General features: G+C 71.8%; 18 protein-coding genes. 2 read left to right on the forward strand and 16 right to left on the reverse strand.

Translation table 11 applies throughout. From position 1 onward, the window contains the following. The 4 genes from ACYVK7_RS09290 to ACYVK7_RS09305 are packed head-to-tail and all read right to left on the reverse strand — an operon-like array spanning position 1 to position 4,746. Entirely contained in the window at positions 1 to 1,494 is a 1,494-nt protein-coding gene (locus tag ACYVK7_RS09290) for an ABC transporter substrate-binding protein (protein WP_460887410.1), read from the reverse strand. Continuing rightward, positions 1,494 to 2,549: a branched-chain amino acid ABC transporter permease gene (locus tag ACYVK7_RS09295; protein WP_460887411.1), complete on the reverse strand. Its 1,056-nt coding sequence runs from the start codon at positions 2,547 to 2,549 to the stop codon at positions 1,494 to 1,496. Before ACYVK7_RS09295 ends, ACYVK7_RS09290 begins: the two co-directional genes overlap by 1 nt. Then, positions 2,546 to 3,637, reverse strand: coding sequence for a branched-chain amino acid ABC transporter permease (locus ACYVK7_RS09300; protein ID WP_460887412.1), 1,092 nt, complete (start codon positions 3,635 to 3,637; stop codon positions 2,546 to 2,548). Before ACYVK7_RS09300 ends, ACYVK7_RS09295 begins: the two co-directional genes overlap by 4 nt. Then, entirely contained in the window at positions 3,637 to 4,746 is a 1,110-nt protein-coding gene (locus ACYVK7_RS09305; RefSeq protein ID WP_460887413.1) for a Gfo/Idh/MocA family protein, read from the reverse strand. The genes ACYVK7_RS09300 and ACYVK7_RS09305 overlap by 1 nt, the downstream gene beginning before the upstream one ends. An 89-nt stretch (positions 4,747 to 4,835) precedes the next feature. Here ACYVK7_RS09305 and ACYVK7_RS09310 point away from each other — a divergent pair, with 89 nt between their 5' ends. Beyond that, on the forward strand, positions 4,836 to 6,005 hold the full coding sequence (locus ACYVK7_RS09310; protein WP_460887414.1) for a XylR family transcriptional regulator: 1,170 nt from the start codon (positions 4,836 to 4,838) through the stop codon (positions 6,003 to 6,005). A 17-nt stretch (positions 6,006 to 6,022) separates the two neighbouring features. Here the strand turns inward: ACYVK7_RS09310 and ACYVK7_RS09315 are convergent, their stop codons facing one another. From ACYVK7_RS09315 to ACYVK7_RS09345, 7 genes are all read right to left on the reverse strand, one after another. Then, a complete protein-coding gene (locus tag ACYVK7_RS09315) occupies positions 6,023 to 6,703 on the reverse strand; it encodes a hypothetical protein (protein ID WP_460887415.1) in 681 nt (226 codons plus the stop codon). Positions 6,704 to 6,937: 234 nt separating this feature from the next. Then, on the reverse strand, positions 6,938 to 11,305 hold the full coding sequence (locus tag ACYVK7_RS09320) for a ThuA domain-containing protein (protein ID WP_460887416.1): 4,368 nt from the start codon (positions 11,303 to 11,305) through the stop codon (positions 6,938 to 6,940). 115 nt (positions 11,306 to 11,420) lie between these two features. Continuing rightward, complete coding sequence (locus ACYVK7_RS09325) at positions 11,421 to 12,326, reverse strand: sugar phosphate isomerase/epimerase family protein (protein WP_460887417.1); 906 nt, start codon at positions 12,324 to 12,326, stop codon at positions 11,421 to 11,423. Beyond that, positions 12,327 to 13,556: a substrate-binding domain-containing protein gene (locus ACYVK7_RS09330; protein ID WP_460887418.1), complete on the reverse strand. Its 1,230-nt coding sequence runs from the start codon at positions 13,554 to 13,556 to the stop codon at positions 12,327 to 12,329. It lies immediately after the preceding gene. 70 nt (positions 13,557 to 13,626) lie between these two features. Then, on the reverse strand, positions 13,627 to 14,625 hold the full coding sequence (locus ACYVK7_RS09335) for an ABC transporter permease (protein ID WP_460887419.1): 999 nt from the start codon (positions 14,623 to 14,625) through the stop codon (positions 13,627 to 13,629). Next, complete coding sequence (locus ACYVK7_RS09340) at positions 14,622 to 15,665, reverse strand: ABC transporter permease (RefSeq protein ID WP_460887420.1); 1,044 nt, start codon at positions 15,663 to 15,665, stop codon at positions 14,622 to 14,624. Before ACYVK7_RS09340 ends, ACYVK7_RS09335 begins: the two co-directional genes overlap by 4 nt. Beyond that, entirely contained in the window at positions 15,662 to 17,170 is a 1,509-nt protein-coding gene (locus ACYVK7_RS09345) for a sugar ABC transporter ATP-binding protein (RefSeq protein ID WP_460887421.1), read from the reverse strand. Before ACYVK7_RS09345 ends, ACYVK7_RS09340 begins: the two co-directional genes overlap by 4 nt. Positions 17,171 to 17,304: 134 nt before the next feature. Here ACYVK7_RS09345 and ACYVK7_RS09350 point away from each other — a divergent pair, with 134 nt between their 5' ends. After that, positions 17,305 to 18,492 (forward strand): ROK family protein, encoded by a 1,188-nt coding sequence (locus ACYVK7_RS09350; RefSeq protein ID WP_460887422.1) that lies wholly within the window; start codon positions 17,305 to 17,307, stop codon positions 18,490 to 18,492. Between the two features lie 14 nt (positions 18,493 to 18,506). Here the strand turns inward: ACYVK7_RS09350 and ACYVK7_RS09355 are convergent, their stop codons facing one another. The 5 genes from ACYVK7_RS09355 to ACYVK7_RS09375 form a co-directional block, all read right to left on the reverse strand. After that, complete coding sequence (locus ACYVK7_RS09355) at positions 18,507 to 19,760, reverse strand: MFS transporter (RefSeq protein ID WP_460887423.1); 1,254 nt, start codon at positions 19,758 to 19,760, stop codon at positions 18,507 to 18,509. Between the two features lie 112 nt (positions 19,761 to 19,872). Further along, positions 19,873 to 20,949 carry a prolipoprotein diacylglyceryl transferase gene (lgt, locus tag ACYVK7_RS09360; protein WP_460887424.1) on the reverse strand — a complete coding sequence of 359 codons (1,077 nt, stop codon included), beginning with the start codon at positions 20,947 to 20,949 and terminating at the stop codon, positions 19,873 to 19,875. A 169-nt stretch (positions 20,950 to 21,118) separates the two neighbouring features. Further along, a complete protein-coding gene (gene der / locus ACYVK7_RS09365) occupies positions 21,119 to 22,666 on the reverse strand; it encodes a ribosome biogenesis GTPase Der (RefSeq protein WP_460887425.1) in 1,548 nt (515 codons plus the stop codon). A 91-nt stretch (positions 22,667 to 22,757) separates the two neighbouring features. Next, a complete protein-coding gene (locus tag ACYVK7_RS09370; protein ID WP_460887909.1) occupies positions 22,758 to 22,949 on the reverse strand; it encodes a response regulator transcription factor in 192 nt (63 codons plus the stop codon). A 28-nt stretch (positions 22,950 to 22,977) separates the two neighbouring features. Next, the gene (locus tag ACYVK7_RS09375) at positions 22,978 to 23,646 is read right to left on the reverse strand and encodes a (d)CMP kinase (RefSeq protein ID WP_460887426.1); all 669 of its coding nucleotides are present in this window, start codon (positions 23,644 to 23,646) and stop codon (positions 22,978 to 22,980) included. Positions 23,647 to 23,694 lie beyond the last annotated feature (48 nt).

Below are 23,694 nucleotides of genomic sequence, written 5' to 3' on the forward strand. Positions count from 1 at the left end.
CTACTGCGGGACACCGTCGACCTGCGGGACACCGTCGACGACGGGGATCGCGTTCCCCGTCCACGGCAGGTCACGCTTCTCGCAACCCGGGAAGTCCCGGGACGGCGACGGCGTGTCCGGGCCGAACGTCCCGCCGAACGTCTGGTCGACGCCGGGGACGATCGCGACGGTCTCCTGCTCGATCTCCCCGTCGTCGTTGACGACGAGCTGCGACAGGCCGACGTCGACGATCCCGCTGCGGTTCTCGTCGAGGCTCATGGGTCCGTACGGCAGGTCGAGCTCGAGCTCACCGATCGCGGCCTGCAGGGCCTGCGGGTCGGAGATGTCGCCGTCGACGGCGGCCAGCCCTTCGACCAGTGCCACACCGGCCGAGTAGTAGCCGTAGAAGAACCCGAACGCGGCCGCCACCGACGGGTCGGCCGGTTCGTTGTTGCTCAGCGAACCAGAGAGCGACTCCCAGGTGGCGTCCGCGCTGGCCAGGTACTCCTCGATCGCCGGGGTGCGCACGTCGCCCGGCAGCGTGGCGAACCCCCCGATGTAGGCACCGGCGATATCGGTGCCGAGCGCCTGGGCGAGGTCGGGGTTGAAGAAGAAGTTGCCCGCGTGCTGGTCGCCGGTCAGGTCACCCTTGCCGTTGACGAAGGCCTCGAGCGACGCCTGGGTGCCCGTCCCGCCCACGGCCCAGAAGTAGCCGTCGACCTCGTCCGTGCCCGGCAGCTGCGCGATGTAGGACGAGTAGTCCGTGGTGCCGAGCGGCGGGTAGACGCGATGCGTGATCTCACCGCCGACGCCGCAGAAGTCGGCGATGAACCCTGCCGACGACGTGTGCCCGAAGCTGTAGTCGTCGGCGATCACGGCGACCTTGCGCCAGCCGCGCTCGTTGTACAGGATGTCGCCCAGCCCGGCGTTCCAGATCGCCCCGTCCCCGTACCACCGGAAGTAGTTGTCGGCCTGCACGTGCAGGGTCTGCTCCTGGGAGCCGGAGATCCCGGCGAGCACCGTCAGGTCGGGGTTGGCCTTCGCGTACTCGGCCACGGCAGGCCCCTCGTCCCCGGAGAGCGGCCCGATGATCACGTTGGCGCCCAGCTGCTCGACGAGGCGGCGGGTCTCCTCGAGGATCCGGTCGGCGGTGTCGTTCCCGCAACCGATCCCCACGAGCTCGATCGGGGTCCCTGCCACCTCCGCACCCGAGAAGCCCTCCAGGGCGCTGGTCGGTGAGTTCACGGTGGCGCCGGCGTGGTTGACCAGCGCGAGGGCTGTGCCGCCGGCGACGTCCTCGTGGAAACCGCCGAACGGTCCTTCGCACTGTCCGAGGATGCCGAGCCGGACGGTGCCGTCGTCCCTGACGGCGGTGGAGCCGGTCGGGTCCGCCGTGTCGTCGGCGGGCAGCCCGCTGGCTCCGCCGCGGTCGGAGCACCCCGCGGTAGCCAGCGCGAGACCGGTGACGAGGGTGATGGCGAACGTCGCCGGCCGCCGTGGTCTGGTGGAAATCATCATTGTTCTCCTGTGGGTGTCGTCGGCGTCGGACGTGCGTCGTCAGCCACTGCGGAATGCCTCGCCCGGGTCACGCGGACCCGGCGACGGACCTTCTCTGCGATCCCGGCCAGCCCTTCCGGGGAGAGCACCATGATCAGGAGCACCACTGCTCCGATCACCGTGTTCAGCCGAGCCTCGGTGATCCCTATCTGGCCCAGCAGCGGGATGTCGCGGAGGTAGGTGAAGACGAGGACGTACACGAAGGCACCCAGCCAGGCGCCCTCGAAGTAGGAGATGCCTCCGATCACGGCCATGATCAGCAGGATCAGGCTGGGGTCGAGCGCGATCGACGCGGGATCGATCTGCCCGTTCCACCAGACGTTCAGCACCCCGGCGAGTCCGGCGACGAAGCCGGCCAGGGTGAAGGCGGCCGTCCGGTGCAGCGGGACGTTGAAGCCGAGCGACGCCATCCGGACGGGATCGTCCCGGACGCCCTGCAGCGTGAGCCCGAACGGCGTGCGGCCGAGGGCGCGGAAGCCCACGTAGGCCACGACGGACACCGCCAGCGCTGCGTAGTACAGGCTGACCGGCGGCGACATGAGCTCCGGGCGGGGGATGCTCGTGAGACCTCCCGGGCCGGAGATCTCGACGATCTGCGCGAAGACGAAGAACCCGATCACCGTGTAGACCATCGTGAGCATCAGGAAGTAGAGCCCGGTCATCCGGCTGGCGAGCGCGCCGAGCGCGCACGCGACGACCGTGGTGACGACGATCGCGAAGACGACCGCCGCCCAGGGGCTCATCCCCAGGTTGAGGCCACGAGAACCGTCCTCCAGCACGGCGTTGCCGTACATGAAGCCGCCGACGCCGAAGAAGAGGAACTGCGCCAGCGACACCAGGCCGCCGTACCGCGCGAGGAACACGATCGAGGCGGCCGCGATCCCGAGGACCAGGGTCTTGGTCATCACGAAGTTGATGAAGAACGCGGGGGCGAGGGCGGGCAGCACCAGGAGCACGGCGATCAGGCCGGCGAAGGTGGCGACGCCCGGCCGGGCGGAGCGGAGGATCGTCATGCCATCCTCCCGAACAGCCCCTGCGGCCGGGCGGCCAGCACCAGTGCCAGCAGGGCGAACGTCATGATGATGGCGTAGAACGAGTACTCGCTGGGCAGGTAGGCCGGCGAGAACGCCACGACCGTCCCGTACAGCAACGACCCGGCGACGGCACCCTTGAACGACCCCAGCCCGCCGATGATGACGACCACCAGGGAGTTCAGCAGCCAGTCGGCGTCGGTACCGGGCGCGGCACCGGCGAAGGACGCGCCGAGCACCCCGCCGAGCCCGGCGAGGAACGAGCCGACGAAGAACGTCACCGCGAACACGAGCTTGATGTTGATACCGAGCCCACGGACCATCTGCCGGTCGTCGACCCCGGCGCGGATGACCATGCCGACGCTCGTCCTGTTGAGCCACAGCCACAGCAGCACACCGACGACGACGGCCACGGCCAGCATGAACAACCGGCTGAGGGCGTAACGCTCGCCGAACACGGAGTAGAAGTGCGTCACCGCACCGGGCCACACCATCCGTCCGGCCAGCCCACCGAACGCGCGGAGCATCTGGTCGGCGAGGACGACGGTGATGGCAAGGGTGATCAGCGCCTGCCGGAGCTCCTGGCCCTCGTTCCACTGCAGGAAGACCTGCTGGATGATCAGCCCCAGCACCGCTGCGACCGTCGCACCGACGAGCATCGGCACGAGCCAGTCGAGGATGCCGACGTCGGCCGCCCCGATGTTGCGGGACCGGCCGACCATCGCCTCCTGCACGCGGATGGCGACGTAGGCGGCCAGCAGGAACAACGACCCGTGCGCCATGTTGACGGTGCGCATCAGCCCGAAGATCAGGGTGAAGCCGGACGCCGCGACGAACAGCAGACCGCCGAACGTCAGGGCGTCCAGCACGGTCACGATGAACGTGCCGGGGTTGCTCGCCGCGGGACCCGCCGGAGTGTCCGTGGCGAGGAACACCACCCACACGACGACCGCCGCGGCGATCACGCCTCCCCCGGCGGCCGGCAGCCGGCGCCGTAGGTCCGCCCACCGCGATCGCGTCCGCCGGTGCGACGAGGACGGCGCCGCACCCCGCTGCAGGGTCGCGGTCATCACCGCACGTCCGAGTAGTCCGGGATGTACACACGGGCTCCGTCGCGCATGGCCGACTCGTGGGCGCAGATGCCGACCGACGTCCAGTTGGCGGCCGTGACCTCGTCGATCGCCGGAGCGCGATCCTCGATGATGCTCCGGACGAACTCGTGCGCCAGGTGCGGGTGCGAGCCACCGTGGCCGGCCCCCTGGACGAAGGAGAGGTGCTCGTGCTCGTCGTCGTAGACGCCTCGGGTGGTGAACGGCGCGACCTGCGACGGCAGCCGGTGGGCGAAGTCCGGGACCTCGATGCGCTTCGGCGTCTCGCCGACGTGCAGCACGTGCCCGGCGCCCTGGGTCTGTTCCCACTCGAAGGTGGCCCGGTCGCCGAACACCGTGAAGCTCTCGACGTACTCGCGGGCCGTCTCGAACAGCGACCGTGCGACCTCGGCCCCGGCGTCCGAGTCGCGGAGCGTGAGGAGCGCGCTCTCCACGGCGAACGGTGATCCGTAGCGGGCAGCCAGGGCCGGCGATATACGGCCGGACCCGAGACAGACGACGCTCTCCGCCAGGGCGCCGGCGAGGGTGAGGACGGGGCTGACCGCGTGGGTGGCGTAGTGCATGGGAGGGAGCCCCTCCCAGTAACCCGGCCAGCCGGCCATCTCCTGGTGGTGCGCTCCGCGCAGGAACTGGACCCGGCCGATCGTGCCGTCCGCCACGAGATCCTGGACGTGGAGGAACTCCCGCGAGTACACGACGGTCTCCATCATCATGTACTTCTTGCCCGACTCGCGGACCGCGGCGACGATCGCCCGGCACTCGTCGGTCGTCGTCGCCATGGGCACGGTGCATGCCACGTGCTTGCCCGCCTTCAGGGCCGCGACGGTGTGCTCGGCGTGCGCGGAGATGGGGGTGTTGATGTGGACCGCGTCGATGCCGGGGTCCTGCAGCATCTCGTCGTAGCTGGTGTAGCGACCCGGGACGCCGAAGGTATCGGCCACGCGGTCCAGGGTGTCCTTCGACCTCTGACACACGGCGACCAGCTCGGCGTCAGGGTGTGCCTGGTAGATGGGGATGAACTCCGCGCCGAACCCCAGCCCGGCGATTGCCACCCGTACGTTCTCCGTCACGCTGACCTCCTCGGTAGTGGTCCACACGCTATGGAGCGTGACCGAGGTCACACCATGCGCGATCACGCATCGCTGCTTAGATATTTCACATGCCCCCACCGCCGACCCGGCACGTCGCGCTGCTCGTCGAGACGTCGAACGCGTACGCACGTGCGCTGCTGACCGGCGTACGGAAGTACGCGGAGGCACGCACCGGCTGGTCGATGTACCTGGGCGAGCACAGTCGCCACGAGACCGACTTCTCGTGGCTCGACGGCTGGCGTGGCGACGGCGTGCTGGCACGTATCGAGACCGCGGCGACGGCGGACCTCATCCGCCGGCTCGACCTGCCGACCGTCGACCTCAGTGCGGCTCGGCTCGTGCCGGCACTGCCGGGAGTCGAGACCAACGACGACACGATCGCGCGGTGGGCGGTCGAGCACTTCGAGCAGCGGGGGTTGCGGAACTTCGCCTACTGCGGCGACGAACGTTTCGCCTGGGCGCTCAAGCGCGGCGCATGGTTCGCCGAGCACGTGCGGCAGCGAGGGTCGAAGGCCTACGAGTTCCGGATGATCCCGTCCGGCAGGCGAGCGGCCGACCGTGCGCGCCTGGCGGGGTGGCTGACCCGGCTGCCCAAGCCGACAGGGCTTCTCGCCTGCTACGACATCGCGGGTCAAGAGGTGCTGGAGGCCTGCACTCTCGCCGGCATCGCCGTTCCCGACGAGGTAGCCGTCATCGGGGTCGACAACGACGAGCTCATCGGCAACCTGACCTCGCCGCCGCTGTCCAGCATCGACCCGGACACGACGCACATGGGCCACCTTGCCGCGAAGCTCCTGGACCAGATGATGGACGGCGAGGTGCTCGAGCCCGGACTGCGGCTCATCGATCCGACGCGGATCGTGACCAGGCAGTCGTCGGACATCCTCGCCGTGGACGACCCGCTCGTCGTCGAGGCCCTCCGCTTCATCCGGGACCGTGCGGACCAGAACCTCAAGGTCGAGGTGGTGCTCAAGCACGTGGGCCTCTCCCGGCGCGCGCTCGACCACCGGTTCGAGCGGCTGCTCGGCCGGACGGTGCACGCGGAGATCCTCCGCGTGCGGATGGACCGCGTCGCCGAGCTGCTGTCGTCGACGGACTGGACACTGCACCGCATCGCGGAGCGACTCGGGTTCAGCCACTCCGAGTACATGGGTGTCGCCTTCAAGAAGTACACCGGTACATCGCCGGGCCAGTACCGCCGCACCGTGACGGGATCGGTCGCGTGGCAGGAGGACTGAGCTGCCGCGCCGGACCGTCAGTGGTCCCCGTGCCCCAGCTCTACCTCGCCCTCCTCCGACATGCCCGAGTGCAGCGGCAGGAACGCGTGCAGGTGGCCGCGGTCGGCCGCGATGTGCTGGAGGTCCAGCTGGACCGCCGCGACCGCCCAGGCGTCGACGGCCCGCGTCCGCAGGTCGCCCGCGACGGCGGAGAGCCGCTCGGACTCCCCTGACGAGCCCGGCCCGTCGCTCTCACCGGCCAGCTCCACCACGTCGAGCGTGTCCCCCAGCAGCCCCGCGGAGAGCAGGAGCCCGTTGCGCACGATGTTGTGCTCGGACGACCCGGACGGCAGCGCCTCGAGCTCCGCGGTGACCTGCTCGACGGTGTCGCGCCACTCGCGCAGTTCGGCCGCCGTCGGCGCCTTCCCGTCCCTCTCCGGCCCGCCCGCCGAGGAATCCACGGAGGAGTCCTCCCCCGCCGGCAGCGCCTCGTACAGCCCGTCCATCACGGGCAGCAGCCGCTCCTGCGCCGAGGTGGCGAGCTCCCCCGCCGCGGTCAGGTTGTCGCCGTCCCGCTCGGCCTCCGCGGCCTCGAGCTCCGCCACCCGCGCGGGATCGACCTGGATGCCCCCGGGCGACGGCGCAGCCGCCGGCTCCCACGGCTGCACCAGCACCAGGACCAGGACCGTGGCGGCCGCCACCAGCGCGACCGCCGCCACGGCACCCCACCTCCGCCACCGGCGCCGCGCGGGCGCCGGCGGCCGAGGTCCGGGGCGGCCGGCACCACCCCGGCTCGATGGACGTGCCGCGGCGTTCGGTGCGCTCCGCGGTGGGTTCCGCGGTCTGTTCCTCGTCTTCGGCACGTCCTTGCTCCTCTCGGTCGGACCGGCCGGCCCGGTCTGTGGGCCGGCCGGTCAGGCCATCTGGTCAGTCGGTCGGGTCAGCCACGGCGGCTAGCCGCAGCTCACGGCGTCGTAGGCCTCCTCGACGACCACCTCGTGCGGCCCGTTGGTCGCGGTCACCGTGGCGGCCCCCGCGTCGAGCGCCCCAGCACCCGACCGGAACAGCTGGGAGACCGTCTCCCCCGGGAGGACCTCCTTGAAGGTCTTGCTCCCGTGCGTGGTGGTGAGCTCGACCCGGGCGGGGTCGGCGCCCGCGTTGGTCGCGCTCACCGCAACGCGGGCCTGCGGACCGGTGCACCGGCTGGCCGCCGCGACCTCCACCTGCGGCGGGTCCGGCTGGTCGTCGAACGTGAAGTCCTGGAACTCCACGGCGCTGCGGTTCGTCGTGCTGTGCGCGGTGACGAACAGCCCGACGTCCTGCAGGTCGGCAGCCCCGGCCAGCTCCTCCGGTTCCCCGATCTGGGTGAACGTCTCGCCGTCCGAGCTCCAGAACGCCGAGTACAGGTCGCCGTCGCGCACGAGCCGCACCCAGGCCGGGTAGGCCGTCGAACCGCCGCCCGTCGACGTCACCAGCTGGCCGGCGTCGTTGCCCCGCAGCCACTCGAACCCGCCGCTCGGCCGGATGCCGAGCGCCGCGTACCCGGGTGACGTCCCCGGCTGGGTCACGTCGTTGCGGACGATGATCCCCGCCTTGGCGGACCCGTTGGAGTTCCCCTGGCTGTTGATCTTCACGGTGGCCGACCAGTGCCGGTCGGAGCCCTCGCGGAAGATCGTCGAGTACTCGTCGGTGCCCTGCCACATGTTCGCGCCGCCCGAGTCGATGACGTACGCCCCGGAGGACAGCTGCTCGAACTCGCCGTCCGCGTTGCTGAACGTCCGCATCCCGCCGAACATGTCGCCGACCTGTGCCACCACGACCCGTGAGGTCGTCGGCAGACCACGGTCGTTGGTCGCGACCGCCGTCAGCTCGTAGTAGCCGTCGGCGGCGACGTCCCACGCCGCCGCGTACGGCGCCGTGTCGTCGACGCCGATCGACGTCCCGTCGACGAAGAACTCCACCTGGCTGACGGTGTTCTCCGCGTCGGCGGCATCGGCCGTGACCTCGATCTGGCCGTGCTCGAGCTCGACCCCGGCCTCCGGCGACGTGATCGCCACCTCGGGCCTGGTGGTGTCGCTGACGCCCTTGCCGTTCGCCTCCACGAAGTTCAGCGACCGCTCGCCCGGCCCGGGGAAGACGACGTAGAGCTCGAAGCTCTCCCCCGGGTCGTCCACGTCGACCCGCACGTCGCCGAAGTCCCTGACACCGCTGCCCGTGATCTCGGCGGTCCCGAGCAGGTCACCGTCCGGGGCCCCCTTGCGCAGCTCGATGGTGCCTGCGGACGCCGAGGCCACCCGGAGCGTCAGCGCGTCGATCCCGTGCAGGTTCACGGGGTCGTAGGACGCCCATGCGCCGTCGGAGCCGACCACGACGTCGCCGCCGCCCTCGACGTCCCGGCTCGGCGCCGTCCGGGTTCCCTCCTGCGCCGTGTGGAACTCGGCCTGCCGCTCCTTGGGGAACACGAGCGTCGTGTCCGAGCCGGTGAGCGACGGGATGTCCCCGGCGCCGCCGTCGTCCTCGTACCGCGCGTCGAGCACGTAGAAGACGTTGGTGCCCTCACCGTGCCCGCCGCCCAGCGCGGTCGCGACCGATCCCGTGCGTCCGTGCAGCGGCTCGGACGGGTGGGCGTGCGCGTCGTGCCCGAGGGCCGGCTGGATGACGACGCGCTCGTCGTCGATGGCCGAGCCGTCCGGCGAGTCCTCCGCGTCGGTCACGTCGACGTCCCACGAGATCGTGTCACCGAACTCGAAGAACGAGCCCGTGGGCGGCAGCCCGAAGTCGACCTCCGGCCGGGTGTTGCCCACGGTGATCGGCACGGTGGCGGTCCCGTCCTTGCCGGCCGGGTCGGTCACGGTCAGCCGCGCGTCGTAGACGCCGTCCGCCGTGTACGTGTGCGACGCCGTCGGCTCGGTCGAGTCGGTGGTCCCGTCGCCGTCGAAGTCCCACGCGTACTCGAGGTTCTCGCCCTCGGGGTCGGTGCTGCCCGTCCCGTCGAACTGGACCTCCAGCGGTGCGGTCCCGGAGTCCGGCGACGCCTTCGGCAGCGCCTCGGGCGACCGGGAGCCCGTCACGTAGTCGACCCGGTGCAGACCCGAGTCGGGGTTGTCCCGGCCGAAGCCGCCGCCCCAGTCGAGCACGTACATCGCGCCGTCCGACCCGAACTTCGCGTCGATCGGCGCGAGGAAGTCCTCGTCCGGCAGGAACCGGTTGACCTTCTCGACGTCGGGCTCGCCCGGCGCCGCCTCGGGGTCCGTCGGCTCGATGGTGAAGACCTGGTTCCGTGACCACTCGTAGAAGAACGCCTTGCCCTCGTAGTACTCGGGGAACTTGGTGTCCGACTCGAGCTCGGGGTCGTAGTCGTAGAACGGGCCGCCCATCGGCGCGAGGCCACCACCCTGGTTGATGGCGCCGGGCACGGAGGACCGCTGGTACCCGTACCACATGTCGGCCGGCTGGGCCGGGGGCAGCTCGGTCAGACCGGTGTTGCGCACCGAGTCGTTGACCGGGGCGTCGCAGTCGAAGAAGTCACCGACGGTGACCGGGTTCGTCCGGTAGTCGACGTCCCGGAACGGCTCGTTGTTCCCCATGCACAGCGGCCAGCCGAAGAAGCCGGGCTCCTTGACCAGGTTCCACTCGGCGATGCCCGCCGGGCCGCGCTGGGCCAGGTTGTCGCTGCCGTTGTCGGGCGAGTAGTCGGCCACGGCGAGGTTGCCCGTCGCCGGGTCGATCGCGAAGCGGAACGGGTTGCGGAAGCCCATGGCGAAGATCTCGGGCAGCGTCTTGTCCGCGGTGTCCTCGGACTCCGGGAACAGGTTGCCCTCGGGGACCGAGTACGTCCCGTCGTCCTCGGGGTGGATCCGCAGCACCTTGCCGCGCAGGTCGTTGGTGTTGGCCGACGTCTCCCGTGCGTCGTGGAACGTGCCGTCCCGCTCGGAGAGCGGCGCGTACCCGCCCGACGGTTCCGAGTGGGGGTTCACGTCGTCGCCGACGCCGAGGTACAGGTCACCGGTCGCGTGGTCGACGATCAGTCCGCCGCCCGTGTGCCCGGGCTCGTCCGGCAGGCGCCGGGCGGGGACCTCGAGCAGCACCTTCTCGGATGCCGGGTCGATCGTCGTCGTCCCCGGACCGTCCTGGGTCACCGTGAACCGCGAGAGCCGGTTGGTGAAGTTCGCGGGGTCGGTGTCGTCCTCGCTCGCGGGCGACCAGTACTGGTACAGGTACCCGTTCTCGGCGAAGTTCTCGTCGAGCGCGATGCCCAGCAGGCCGTCCTCACCGCCGGAGTAGACGGGCAGCGTCACCGCCGTGGTCGTGGTCTGCGTCTCCGGGTCGAAGACCCGGATCTGCCCGCGCACCAGCTCGGTGTAGAACACCCGGCCGTCCGGCGCCACGTCGATGCCGAACGGGGCGCTCGTGTTGGTGTCCAGGGACACCTTCTCGAACTGGCCCCAGTCGGTGCCGCCGCAGTCGCCCTCGGCCAGGCCCGCAGCCCACTGCACGCCGCCGACGATGTGCCGTACGAAGTCCGGCTCGTCCGTGTAGTGGGCGCCGAAGTGGCCCATGCCGGTCATCCACGCGCGGCCGCCGTCGTAGTACTTGCACCACGAGATGGGGTGGTCGTAGCCCATGGCGTTGCTGCCCGGGTCGTAGGTCGACTCGTCCATCGTGGCCAGCACGTGCGCGTCGCCGCGTACGTTGGTCGAGAAGTTGTACCACTCGTCGGCGCGGTCCCAGCGCTGCGGCAGGTGCTCCGTGGACGGGTGCTTCCGGTCCTCGACGCGGACGGTTCCCGGCAGGCCGGGGCTGGAGCCCGTGGCGGCGTGCCCGGGCATCAGCGACCCGATCATCTCGTCCCACCAGCCGTAGCTGCCCCGCATGTCCGTGGCGTTGTGGATGGCGACGATGCCGCCGCCCGCCTGCTGGTACCGCTCCATCGCGGCCTTCTGCTCGGCGTTCCACGGGTCGCCCGACGCCTGGAACATGACCAGCGCGTCGTACTGCGCCAGGTCGGTGTCGTTGAAGACCGTCGGGTCCTCGGTGTGGTCGGACGCGATGCCCGCCTCGGCGAACGCCGCCTCGAGCACGGGAGTGCCCTGCGTGATCGCCTCGGCGTGCCGGTACTGGGTCGTGGCGGTGAAGATGAGGACCCGGCCCTCGTCCAGCGCCTCGGTGGCCAGGGCTTCGGTCTGGGCCCCGGTCTGGGTCTGCGCCTGCGGTTCGTCGGCGGCAGTGGCCGCCGGGGCGGACCCGAGCGTGAGCGCCAGGGCTCCGGCGGCGAGCGCCGCTGTGGATCTCCCCCAGCGGGGACGTCGTGGTGCGGTCATCGTGGTGCCTCCTGGGCAGATCGACGTGCGGACCCGCCGGGGGGTCCCCGGCGGAGCGTGTTGCGTTGACCAGCCCGGCGTGCCGGCGCCGAGCGCTGTGGACCTCCGGCGCGGTTCAGCCGTCCATGGCGGGCATCAGTCCCCTCAGGTGTGCGAGTCCCTCGGTCGCGAGGGCGTCCTGGCTCGCGGCCAGCGGCCGCCAGATCGAGGCGGCGGTGGCGATGGTCGCGTTCTGGCCGGTGAACGACTCGATGACGAGCGGGCCCGTGTAGCTGGCCCGCTCCAGCGCGGCGAGCAGGCCCGGCCAGTCGAGGCTGTCGCCGCCCGGCGTGCCGCGGTCGTTCCCGCAGACCTGCACGGCCGCGATGCGCGCCCCAGCGCGCTCGACCGCCGCGGGCAGGTCCCGCTCCTCGATGTTCATGTGGTAGACGTCGAGCATCAGCCCGATGCCCTGCGCGGGGAGCGGGCTGATCGCCTCGAGCGCCTGGTCCACGGTGTTGATCAGGCTCGTCTCGTACCGGTTGAGCGGTTCGAGGCCGACGACGACGCCCGCGGCCATCGCGTGGTCGACGACGGGCGCGAGGTGCTCGCCGAGCTCGGCCAGTGCGTCGGCCCGCTCCTGCGGGGTGGTCCGCCACGTACGGCCGACCGACGCGTACGCCGGGCCGCCGATCACCCGGGCGCCCACGACGTGCGCGGCGTCGACCACGGCCCGCAGGTAGTCCTGCGTCGCGCGGACGGTGCCGGTGTCGGCGGCGACCAGCTCACGCCCCTCGCCCATGACGAGGGACACGCTGGCCGCGAGGCCGTGGTCGGCGAGGACCCGTGCCGCGTGGTGCGGGTCCCAGTCGCCGAGCCGCTCCACGGGGAGCTCCAGCACGTCGAACCCCCACCCCGCGACGCGGGGCGCGATCTCGGCGAGCGACCGGTCGGTGAGCGGCGACGTCCACACCCAGGTGTTGACGCCTACCGGCCACGTGGTCGTGGTTCTCGTGGTCGTGGTTCTCGTCGGCACACCCATTCAGCGGTCCGTCCAGGCCTCGGGGTACCCGGGCAGGTCCTCGCCGCCGAACTTCGCGTAGTGCAGCGACGGCATGTCGGCGTTGGCGTCGAGGTACGCCGCCAGGTCGGAGTCGTCGACGGGCTCCTGGGGCAGCACCCACTCGGACGGCACCTCCTCACCGGCCCAGATCTTCTGCGCGGCGAGGATCGGCGTGCGCCACTGGAAGTTCGAGTAGACGTTGCCGATCGCCGTCATGCCCGTCTCGTCCCACTTGCGCAGGAAGCTCATCTCGTCCTCGCCCACGAAGACGGGGTAGGGCTGACCGGCGTCCTCGAACGCCTCGACGGCCGCCACGGCGCCGTCGCCCGCGTCCATCCAGATGCCGTCGACCTCGCCGCGCTGCAGGTACTGGGTGACGAGGTCCTTGATCTTGGCGCCGTCGCCCCCGGTGAACTCGACCCCGACCACGTCGATGTCCGACTCGGAGAAGACCTTGTCCGCGGCGGCCCACCGGTGCTCCAGCACGTCGACGCCGGGCAGGATGCGCAGCGCGAGGACGGTCGAGCCGGGCTCCAGGTTGTCGACCAGGAACTCCGCGCCCACCGCGCCGTAGGCGTAGCCGCCGATCGGGTGGATGAACGTCGCCATGCAGTCGGTGTTCACGCCGCGGTCGAACACGATGACCGGCGTGCCGCTCTCGCAGGCGGCCTCGACGGCGGGGGTGAGCGTCGCCGTCGTCGACGGCGAGATGATGATCGCGTCGCAGTCGCCCGCCTCGACGAACGCCTGGATGTCCGAGATCTGCTTGTTGTCGTCGTCGGCCGCGTCGGAGACCCGGAACTCGCCGATCACGCCCTCCTCCTTGAGGACCTCCACCTGCTGCTGCATGGTGATCCAGCCGGTGACCCGCCACGGGTTGGAGACCGACGCGTTGGAGAAGCAGAGCGTCTTGTCGCCGCCCTCGCTCGCGAGGTCGGCCGTGTCCACGTACTCGGGCTCGATGGCCTGGAGCCACGGCTGGTCGGCGGGGCCCTCCGGCTCGATGTCGCGCTGGGCCAGCTCACGGTCGTAGTCCGCCTGGACGAACCACTCGCTCTCGGCGCCGGACTCGGCGGGCGCCTCCTCGGCGGCGCTCGTCTCGGCGGCCGGCAGCTCCTCGGTCGGGGCGTCGGTGGTGCAGGCCGTCAGCAGGAGCAGTCCTGCCGCTGCCGTGCCCGCCAGCAGTGCTCGGATCGGTCGCATGTCCATCCCCTTTGATGAGTCCGGGTCTTGATGAGTGCGGGTCGTTCGGTGGGTCGAGCTCAGGTGCGTCGTCGGCTCAGGTGCGTTGTCGGCGTGCCGCGTAGGCGACGGCGACGATGATGATCACGCCCTGCACGGCGGGCCGGATGGTCGACGGCAGGGCGAGCTGGTTGAACAGGGTGAAGAGGGCCTCGAGCGCGAGCGCGCCGACCATGGCGGCGACGACCGTCCCGCGGCCACCGCCGAGTGCGACGCCGCCCAGCACGACGGCCGTGATCGCCATGAACTCGAGCCCTTGCCCCACCTGGGCGGTCACGCCCGCGAACCCGCCGATGAGCACGGCCGCGACGGTGGCGAGGAACGACGAGAGCAGGAAGGCCCGCGTGCGCAGCCACCACACGGACGCGCCGCTGTAGGTGGTGGCCAGGGCGTTGTCCCCCGCGGCGACCAGTGACCGGCCGAACGGGCGGCGCATGAGCAGCACCGCGATCCCGACCACCACGAGCGCCACCAGCAGCGCGTACGGCACCTGGAACTGCCCGGGGGTGTCCGGGAACCCCTTGCGGCCCAGCACGCGGAAGCTCTCGGTGAGCGCGCCGGTCGGCGCGCCGCCGGTCCACAGCCGGATGGCGCCGTACAGCACCAGCATCATGCCGAGCGTGGTGATGAACGACGGCACCCGCAGCAGCGTGGTCACCAGGCCGTTGACGAGACCGACCAGCAGCCCGAACACGAGCATCAGGGCCACGACGGGCCAGGTCAGCGCCTCCTGGCCGTCCATGAGGCGCGCCGCGATGACCACCTGGGCGCCGACGAGGGAGCCCACCGACAGGTCGAACTCGCCCGACACGATCACGAAGTACTGGCCCACGGCGAGCACCACCAGCGGAGCGGCCTTCTTGGCGAACGCCATGAGGGACACCGGCTCGGCGAACGAGGGGTTGATCACGACGATGACGGTGAGGACCACCACGAGCAGGGCGAGCACCGTCCAGCTACCGCCGGACAGCAGGCGGTCACGCCACTGCCGTGCGGTACCTCGTGGGGTGTCGCGCGAGGTCGTCGTCAGGGTCATGCGGTATCCCCTCCTCGTGGGACCGAACCTCGTGCGCCGAACCGGACACGCCGGCTCGCAGGGTCGATCTGCCGGCGGGCGTACAGGGCGACGGCCGCGATGATGATCACGCCGCGCAGCACGTCCTTGAAGAACGGGTTCACGTCGAGCACGTTGAACGAGCTGTCGAGCACCGCCAGGATCGCCACGCCGCCGACCGTGCCGAGCACCGAGCCCCGCCCCCCGAACAGGAGGGTGCCGCCCAGCACGACGGCCGCGATCGAGTCGAGGTCGAGGCCGTAGGAGTAGACGAGCGCGTTCCCCGTGCCGAACCGGGCTGCGATGAGCAGGCCGGCGATCCCCGCGCACAGGGAGCACAGCACGTGGGCCAGCACGAGGGTCCTGCCGGTGCGCACGCCCGAGAGCCGCGCGACGTCGAGGTTCCCGCCGACGGCGAACATGTGGTAGCCCGCCCGGGTCCTGGTGAGCAGCACGAACGCCGCCGCGGCGACGAGCAGCATGACGATCGTCGAGACGGGCACCGGGCCGATGCGCGTGTACCCGAACGTCTGGAAGGCGAACGGCACCTCGCCCTCCGGCCCCTTGAACCGGGTGTCGAGGAAGCCCTTGACGATCAGGCCCATGCCGAGCGTCGCGATGAACGGGTTGACCCGCAGCGCGGAGATGACCAGGCCGTTCACGAGGCCGACGCCTGCCGCGACCGCGAGCGCCGCCACGACGCCGAGCCACACGCGGGACGGGTCGCCCGCCATCGTCGTGGCGCCGATCAGCGAGCAGAGCGCCACGACGTACCCGACGGACAGGTCGAGCGAGCGGCACAGGATCACGAGCGTCTGCCCGACGGCGACGAACCCCAGCAGGCTCGTCTGCGTGAGCATGTAGCTGATGTTCTGCTGGGCGAAGAGGTTGCCGCCGCGGAGCGCGACGAGGACGCCCGCGACCAGGAGGATGCCGACGAGCGCGAGGTAGACGATCTCGGTGGATCCCAGGTGGTGGCGGCGCCGGGTGGCCGCCTGCCCGGCGGTGGTGGTCGTCGTCATGCCGCTCCCGTGGCCAGGGCCATGACGGCCGCTTCGTCGCTGCCGCCCGGCAGCTCGCCGGCGATCCGGCCGTCGCGCACCACGAGGATGCGGTCGGCCATCGCGACGACCTCGGGCAGCTCGGAGGAGATGAGCAGCACGGCGGTGCCGTCGGCGGTCAGGGTGCGCATGAGGTCGTAGACGGCTCGTTTGGCTCCGACGTCGATGCCGCGGGTCGGTTCGTCGAGCACGATCACCCGCGGCCCGGTCACGAGCCACTTGGCGAGGACCACCTTCTGCTGGTTGCCCCCGGACAGGTACTGGACCTCGGTGTCCTGGGAGCTGGCGACCACCTCGAGCGACGACAGGAGGCCGGGGATCTGGCGTGACCGGCGGTCCGAGGCGCGGGGCAGCACGGCGTCGAGCACGAGCCGGGCGTTCGCCAGGACCGACTGCCCCAGGGCGAGACCCTCGGTCTTGCGGTCCTCGGTGACCAGGGCGAGGCGGTGGCGCACGCCCTGGCGGGGATTGCGGACCTGGGCGGGCTGCCCGTCGACGGTCATGGAGCCGCGGGTGAACGGCGCGATGCCGAACACGCCGTGGGCGATCTCGGTGCGCCCGGATCCCTGCAGGCCGGCCAGGGCGACGATCTCGCCGGCCCGTACCTCGAGGTCGATGCCGTCGACCATCGTGTTGCCGGAGCCGGCGAGCGCCAGCCGCACCTCGCCGGGGACGGCGTCGGCGGGCTTGTCGGGGAAGAACCCGGCGAAGTCGCGGCCCACCATGGTGCGCACCAGCCGGTCGGGGCTCACCTCGACGGCGGGCGCCGTGAGCACGTGGTTACCGTCCTTGAGCACGGTGATGGTGTCGGCCAGGTCGTAGATCTCCTGGAGCCGGTGCGAGACGTACAGGATGGCGACGCCGCGGTCGCGCAGCCGCCGGACGAGCTCGTACAGGAGCGCGACCTCCTGGTCGGCGAGCGCCGCCGTCGGCTCGTCCATGGAGATGATCCGGGCGTCGTACGAGACGGCCTTGACGATCTCGACCACCTGCTGCTGCGCCACGGACAGGGACCCGACGCGGGTCCAGGGCGTGATGCCCGTCAGCCCCAGGTCGTCGAGCAGGCGGGTGGTGTCGGCGTGCAGCCTGCGGCGGTCGACCATGCCGCGGCGCAGGGGCTCGCGGCCCAGGTAGACGTTCTCGGCGACGGACCGGTCCGGCAGCAGGTTGAACTCCTGGAAGACGGTGGCCACGCCAGCCCGCTGTGCGTCGAGCGGGGTCGGGAACGCGGTCCCGGTGCCGCCGAGCTCGAGGGTGCCGGTGTCCGGCCGGTGCACGCCGGCGATGATCTTCATCAGCGTCGACTTGCCCGCGCCGTTCTCACCCACCAGGGCGTGGACCTGACCGGGGTAGAGGTCCAGGTCGATCTCTCGCAGCACCGAGGTGCCGAAGAACTCCTTGCCAACGCCGCGAAGGCGCAGGACGGGGTCGGGAGAAGAAGTGTGCGCGTCGTCATCGGCTCGCATATCCACCAATGTAGGGAACTTCTGGCTGATGTCAACCAAAAGTTGCATGTCACTTACGCGCCTTCTGTGGTTCCTGGATCATATGGGCTATCTTTTGCCGATACGCGACCGCAAATTCACCCGGGAGGCCGCCCATGCCCACCGACGACCGCTCCAGGACACCACCCCTGTCCCTGGGCACCGGTGACTTCTTCCAGCTGCTGCGCGACGGCAAGCCCCGCACGCGTGCGGACCTGATCGCCATCACCGGACAGTCACGGTCGACGATCGCGACGAGGATCGACGCGCTCATGAGCACGGGGCTCATCGCCCCGGCCGGCACCGCGGGCTCCACCGGCGGGCGGCGACCGGCCACCTTCGCCTTTCGGCCGGGTGCCCGCGTGGTCCTCGCCGTCGACCTCGGGGCCAACCATGCCCGTCTGGCCCTCACCGACCTCGCCTCCACGGTGCTCGCCGCGCACGAGGAGCCCCTGTCGATTGCGGCGGGCCCTGACGTCGTGCTGCCCTGGGTGGCCGACGCCGGCCGACACCTGCTCGCCGCGGCGGGCCGAGACGTCGACGATCTGGCAGGGATCGGCATCGGGCTGCCCGGACCGGTCGAGCACTCGACCGGCCGGCCCATCAACCCGCCGATCATGCCCGGGTGGGACGACGTGGACGTCCCGGGCATCCTCGGGGACGAGCTCGGGGTCGCCGTGCTCGTCGACAACGACGTGAACATCATGGCGCTCGGCGAGTACCGGGCGGCCTGGTCACAGGTGTCGGACCTGCTGCTCGTCAAGGTCTCCACCGGCATCGGCGCCGGCATCATCGCCGACGGCGCGCTGCGGCGGGGTGCCCAGGGCGCGGCCGGCGACGTCGGGCACATGGCCGTGCCCGGCGCCGACCACGTGCCCTGCCGGTGCGGCAACACCGGCTGCCTCGAGGCGGTGGCGAGCGGCCAGGCCGTCGCGGCGGCGCTCGCCGCGCAGGGCCTCGACGCCGTCGACAGTGACAGCGTTGTCGCCCTGGTCCGGTCGAGAGGGGTCGCCGCGAGCCAGGCGGTACGGCAGGCCGGCCGCGACATCGGCGGGGTCCTGGCGTCCTGCGTGAGCATGCTCAACCCGTCGGTCATCGTGATCGGCGGGGTCGTGGCCGACGCGGGCGAGCACCTCATCGCGGGCATCCGCGAGGCCGTCTACCGGCGGTCCCTGCCGCTGGCCACGCAGCACCTGCGCATCGTCGCGTCGCGTGCGCGCGCCGGTGCGGGCGTGCTGGGCGCGAGCGCCATGGCCATCGACCACGTGCTGTCCCCCGCCGCGATCGACGCGCTGGCCGCCTGACGGAGGCAGTCGGCCTAGCCCGCGCCGTCGCCGCCCGCTCGCGGCAGCGCCGTGCGCGACGACAGCGCCACGAGCACCAGCGAGAGCGCCGCGGCCGCCGCCCCGAAGCCGAACATCTCGACGTAGGACCACGTGCCGTGCAGCCACGCCAGCACCATCGGCGCGAAGAAGCCCAGGTAGGTCAGCGAGTAGAACACGGCGGTCAGGCCGGCGAGCTGCCCGGGCCCGGCGATGCGCGCGACCTCGCTGAGCCCGGCCACGAGACCCAGCCCGTACCCCAGTCCGAGCACCACGCCGGCGACCACGCCCAGGGGTAGGGACGGCGACGCCGAGGCCCACGCCGCCAGGCCCATCCCGAGCGCGACGATGCTCAGCGCGACGACCGAGGCCCTGGCCGACCTCGGCGTGTCGATGCGCCGCGCCACCACCTGGATGCCGATGCCGCACCCGAGCGAGAGCACGGTCAGGGCGCCCGCGAACGCGATGGGCACGTCTCCGGCGTGGCCGGAGAGCAGGGCGGGCAGCACGGCGTAGGCGCTGCCGCCGCAGCCGAACACCCAGGGCGCGAGCGGCACCACCACCCGCAGGAACCGCGGGTGCCGGACGGCGGTGATCCGCAGGTCGTCGCGCAGCGAGCCCCGGTCGCCCCGCCGCAGCACCGGGTTGGTCTCCGGAACACGCAGCAGCCACGCGCCCGTGGCCAGGGCGCCAGCGGCGTGCACGACGTACGACAGGTGCGTGGGCCACGGCCCGAACTGCGCGAGCATCGCCGCGACGCCCGCCCCCGTGAGGAACCCGACGGTCAGCGAGAGCGAGCCGCGCCGCGGGCCCGCGCCCCGCTCGCCCGCCCGGGCGCTGAGCTCCGTGACCCAGGTGCTGCCGACGGCCATCGCCAGCCCGAGCGCGACCCCGCACAGCACGCGGCCGACGGCGAGCAGCAGCGGGCTCATCGGGTCGAGGGCGAGCACCAGCGACCCGAGCGCGCCGACGGGCGCGGCGGGCAGCAGCAGCGGACGGCGGCCGTGCCGGTCGGACAGCGGACCGCCCAGCAGCAGCGCGGGGACGATGCCGAAGACGTAGGCGGCCAGCAGGGCGTCGACCGTCACGTCGCCCATGTTCCCCTGCTCGCGGTACATCACGAGCAGGGGCGTGAACTCGTTGCCACCCCAGGCCACGGCCAGCAGGACGGCGGCGACCGGCCACCAGGCCCGCCGCTCCGCGGTGGTCCGGTCGGGGGCAGGGGTGTCCCCCGGCGGCTGGTGTGGCATGACCACATCCTGCGCAGCGGTTGCCCGGGTGAACAAGCCGAAGGGCTGTGAGGGTGCGCACACGCACCCCCACAGCCCCAGGTTCAGGCCTTTGCCGGAGACGGCCCGACGTCTACTTGCTGTCGGCGGAACCGGTCGACGCGGTGTTCTCGGCGTCGGACGGCTTGGTGTCGGCGGGCTCGGCCGGCTTGGCGTCGGCCTCCGCGGGCTCAGCGGCCGCGGGCTCGGCGTCGGACGGCTCGGTGTCGGACGGCTCGGTGTCGGACGGCTCGGCGTTCTCGTCCTCGTGCTCCGGCTCGCGCCCCGGCTGGTAGACCGACGGCTCGGGCTCCGGGTGCCGACGACCCTGCACCACGATGATCACGATGCCGAGCACGATCGCGGCCCCGGACGTCCAGATGTTCGCGGGGACACCCAGCGGCGCGTCGCTCGTCGGGTCGATGCGGATGGCCTCGAGCCAGCTGCGGCCGAGCCCGTACCAGATCAGGTAGAGGCCGAACATGCGGCCCCAGCGCAGCCCGGCTCCGGGCGTGCCGCCGTCGGCCAGCAGCGCTTCGTTCCGGCGGACCACACGCCGCTCGATGGCCAGCAGCAGGGCGATCCCGATCAGGTTCCAGATCATCTCGTACAGGAACAGCGGATGGAACAGGGTGCCGGGGTCCGCCCAGTCGGGGAACATCGGGGCGTCCTCGCGGATCTCCAGGCCCCACGGCAGCGTGGTCGGCAGGCCGAACAGCTCCTGGTTCACATAGTTCCCCAACCGGCCGATCGCCTGGGCGGCGAGCAGGCCGGGCGCGAGCGCGTCGGCGAACGACCCGAACCGCAGACCGGTCTGGCGGCAGCCGATCCAGACGCCGACCGCCCCGCCGAGCAGGGAGCCGAACAGGGCGTTGCCGCCCTCCCAGATCCGCACCCAGGCCCACGGGTCGACGCCCGGCCCGGTGAAGTCACCGAGGTGGGTGAGCACGTGGTAGATCCGGGCGCCGACGATGCCGATCGGGACCGCCCACATCGCGATGTCGAGGGCGAGCCCGGGGGCGGCGCCACGCGCGCGCAGCCGCCGGTCCGTGATGTACGCGGCGGCGGCGATGCCGGCCAGCAGACACAGGGCGTAGGTGTGGATGGTGAGCGGGCCCAGGCTGAACTGGGACCACACCGGGTCGGGGCTGGGGATACTGGCCGAGAGCACGACCCGAAGGTACCGCGATTTGCCGACCGGATGGGCATCCGGACCACGTGGTCGGCAAAAAGTCAGGTGATCGGCAGCCCGGGCTACCGATCACCTGACGTTCTGCCGACCACACACCGGGCCCGCCCGCGGGGCAGGGCCCGCCGGGCAGGCCCCGCACCCGGCCTTCTCAGCGGCGGCGCTTCTCCCGGACTCGGACCGAGATCTCGATGGGGGTGCCCTCGAAGCCGAAGGTCTCACGCAGGCGGCGCTCGATGAACCGGCGGTAGCCCGCCTCGATGAACCCCGTGGCGAAGATGACGAACCGCGGGGGCCGCGTCGAGGCCTGCGTCGCGAACAGGATGCGCGACTGCTTGCCACCACGCAGGGGGTGCGGGTGCGCGGCCACGAGCTCACCCAGGAACGCGTTGAGCTTGCCGGTCGGCACGCGCCGGTCCCAGGACGCGAGCGAGCGCTCGATCGCGGGTACCAGGCGCTCGCTGTGCCAGCCGGTGCGCGCCGACAGGTTGACGCGCGGCGCCCAGGCGATCTGCACGAGCTCCTTCTCGATCTCGCGCTCCAGGAAGGGACGGCGGTCCTCGTCCATGAGGTCCCACTTGTTGTACGCGATGACGAGCGCGCGCCCGGCGTCCACGACCTGCTGGATCACGCGGATGTCCTGCTCGGTCAGCGGGTTCGACGCGTCGACGAGCACGACGCCGATCTCCGCCTTCTCGATGGCGGCCGCGGTACGCAGCGACGCGTAGAAGTCGGCGCCCTTGGTCTGGTGCACGCGGCGGCGGATGCCGGCGGTGTCCACGAACCAGTACGGGATGCCGCGCAGCTCGATCAGCTCGTCGACCGGGTCGCGCGTGGTGCCCGCCACCTCGTCGACGACGACACGCTCCGAGCCCGCGATCTTGTTCAGCAGCGAGGACTTGCCGACGTTCGGCCGCCCCACGAGCGCCACGCGGCGCGGGCCGGCGGGCCGCACCGTGCCGTGCTCGGACTTCCCGGGCAGTGCCTTGACGGCGGCGTCGAGCAGGTCGCCCGTGCCACGACCGTGCAGGGCCGAGACCGGGTGCGGCTCCCCCAGGCCCAGTGCCCACAGGTAGGTGGCGTCGGCCTCGCCCGAGGCGCCGTCCACCTTGTTGGCGCACAGCACCACCGGCTTGCCGGAGCGGCGCAGCAGCTCCACCACCCGCTCGTCCGTCGCGGTGGCGCCCACGGCGGCGTCGACCACGAACACCACGGCGTCGGCGAGGGAGATGGCCACCTCCGCCTGCTCGGCCACCTTGGACTCGATGCCCGCGACGTCGACCTCCCAGCCGCCCGTGTCGACGAGCATGAAGCGGCGGCCCGCCCACTCGGCCGGGTAGGAGACGCGGTCGCGGGTCACGCCCGGCTTGTCGGCCACGACGGCCTCTCGCCGGCCGAGGATCCGGTTGACGAGGGTCGACTTGCCGACGTTCGGCCGCCCGACGATGGCCAGCACGGGCAGCGCCGCCTCGGCCTCCGCCTGCTCGTCGCTCCACTCGGACCCCAGGAGCTCCTGGTCCGACTCGTCGAGCTCGAACTCCTCGAGGCCGGCGCGCAGCGCGCGCTCGCGCGCGAGGTCGTCCTCGGTCTCGGCGAGATCGAGGTCGGGAGCGACCGGGGCGGCAGCGTCCAGGGCAGCATCATCTCGGGCCACCGCGTCCAGCGCAGCAGCCTCCGATGCAGAGGAGTCGTGGGTCATGCGCCCATTGTCGCAGGCCCGGCCCGCTCCGGCCGACTCGCCGCCGTATGACCTGCGTCGCTCCGGGGCGTCACCGCCGTCGACGGGCGTCTCAGCCGTCCCGCAGGTACGCGAGCACCGCCGAGACGCGCCGGTCCGACCTGGGGTCGAGCGGCAGCTTGGCGAAGATGTTCCCGACGTGCTTGCGCACCGCGGCCTCGGACACGAACAGCGCGGCGGCGATCGAGCCGTTCGTCCGGCCCTCCGCCATGAGGGCGAGGACCTCGCGCTCGCGCTCGGTCAGGGAGGCGAGCGGGCCGCCTCGGGCCGCCTCAGGCGGAGGGCGCCACCTCGCGCCCCGTCAGCTGCGTGACGACGGCGAGCACGGCGTCGACGGTCTGCTCGAAGTCGAGGTCGCTGGAGTCGACCGTCGCCACGCCGTCGGCGGCGACGTGGAACTGCGTCACCTTCGCGTCGTCCTGGTCCCTGCGCAGCACCTGGTCCCGCGTGGCGTCCACGGCGGCAGCGGAGGCCGCGCCGTGCACCTCCAGCGACCGGCGGCGCAGGCGCGCCTCCTCCGACGCGGTGAGCAGCACGCGCACGTCGGCGTCGGGCGCGACGACCGTGGTGATGTCGCGGCCCTCCGCGACGATCCCCCGGCCGCCCGAGTGCACCGCGCGCACCGTGCTGGACTCCTGCTCGATGATCTCGCGCTGGAGCCGCTTGAGCTCGGAGCGCACCTCGAGGTTGGACGCCACCTTCGACACGACGGCAGTGACCTCGGTCGAGCGGATCGTCACGGCGATGTCCCTGCCGTCCAGCTCGACGCCCGGCGCGGCCGGGTCCAGGCCCATGACGAGCGGCATGGCGCGCACGGCCGTGGCCACGGACACGGCGTCGTCCAGGTCGGCCGTCTCCATGCCCCACACGGTGGCCGCCCGGTACATGGCGCCCGTGTCGAGGTAGGCGAGGCCCAGCCGGGCCGCGACCGCCTTGGACACGCTCGACTTCCCGGACCCGGACGGCCCGTCAATGGCGACGACAACAGG

This window comes from Promicromonospora xylanilytica (genome assembly GCF_054782895.1).

Bases quoted from the DNA above. Each gene is read 5' to 3' on its own strand.
- der (WP_460887425.1), bottom strand. From the start codon at position 22,666: ATGACCCACGACTCCTCTGCATCGGAGGCTGCTGCGCTGGACGCGGTG.
- ACYVK7_RS09350 (WP_460887422.1), top strand. From the start codon at position 17,305: ATGCCCACCGACGACCGCTCCAGGACACCACCCCTGTCCCTGGGCACC.
- ACYVK7_RS09345 (WP_460887421.1), bottom strand. From the start codon at position 17,170: ATGCGAGCCGATGACGACGCGCACACTTCTTCTCCCGACCCCGTCCTG.
- ACYVK7_RS09320 (WP_460887416.1), bottom strand. From the start codon at position 11,305: ATGACCGCACCACGACGTCCCCGCTGGGGGAGATCCACAGCGGCGCTC.
- ACYVK7_RS09295 (WP_460887411.1), bottom strand. From the start codon at position 2,549: ATGACGATCCTCCGCTCCGCCCGGCCGGGCGTCGCCACCTTCGCCGGC.
- ACYVK7_RS09355 (WP_460887423.1), bottom strand. From the start codon at position 19,760: ATGCCACACCAGCCGCCGGGGGACACCCCTGCCCCCGACCGGACCACC.
- ACYVK7_RS09325 (WP_460887417.1), bottom strand. From the start codon at position 12,326: ATGGGTGTGCCGACGAGAACCACGACCACGAGAACCACGACCACGTGG.
- ACYVK7_RS09335 (WP_460887419.1), bottom strand. From the start codon at position 14,625: ATGACCCTGACGACGACCTCGCGCGACACCCCACGAGGTACCGCACGG.
- ACYVK7_RS09330 (WP_460887418.1), bottom strand. From the start codon at position 13,556: ATGGACATGCGACCGATCCGAGCACTGCTGGCGGGCACGGCAGCGGCA.
- ACYVK7_RS09290 (WP_460887410.1), bottom strand. From the start codon at position 1,494: ATGATTTCCACCAGACCACGGCGGCCGGCGACGTTCGCCATCACCCTC.
- ACYVK7_RS09310 (WP_460887414.1), top strand. From the start codon at position 4,836: ATGCCCCCACCGCCGACCCGGCACGTCGCGCTGCTCGTCGAGACGTCG.
- ACYVK7_RS09300 (WP_460887412.1), bottom strand. From the start codon at position 3,637: ATGACCGCGACCCTGCAGCGGGGTGCGGCGCCGTCCTCGTCGCACCGG.
- ACYVK7_RS09340 (WP_460887420.1), bottom strand. From the start codon at position 15,665: ATGACGACGACCACCACCGCCGGGCAGGCGGCCACCCGGCGCCGCCAC.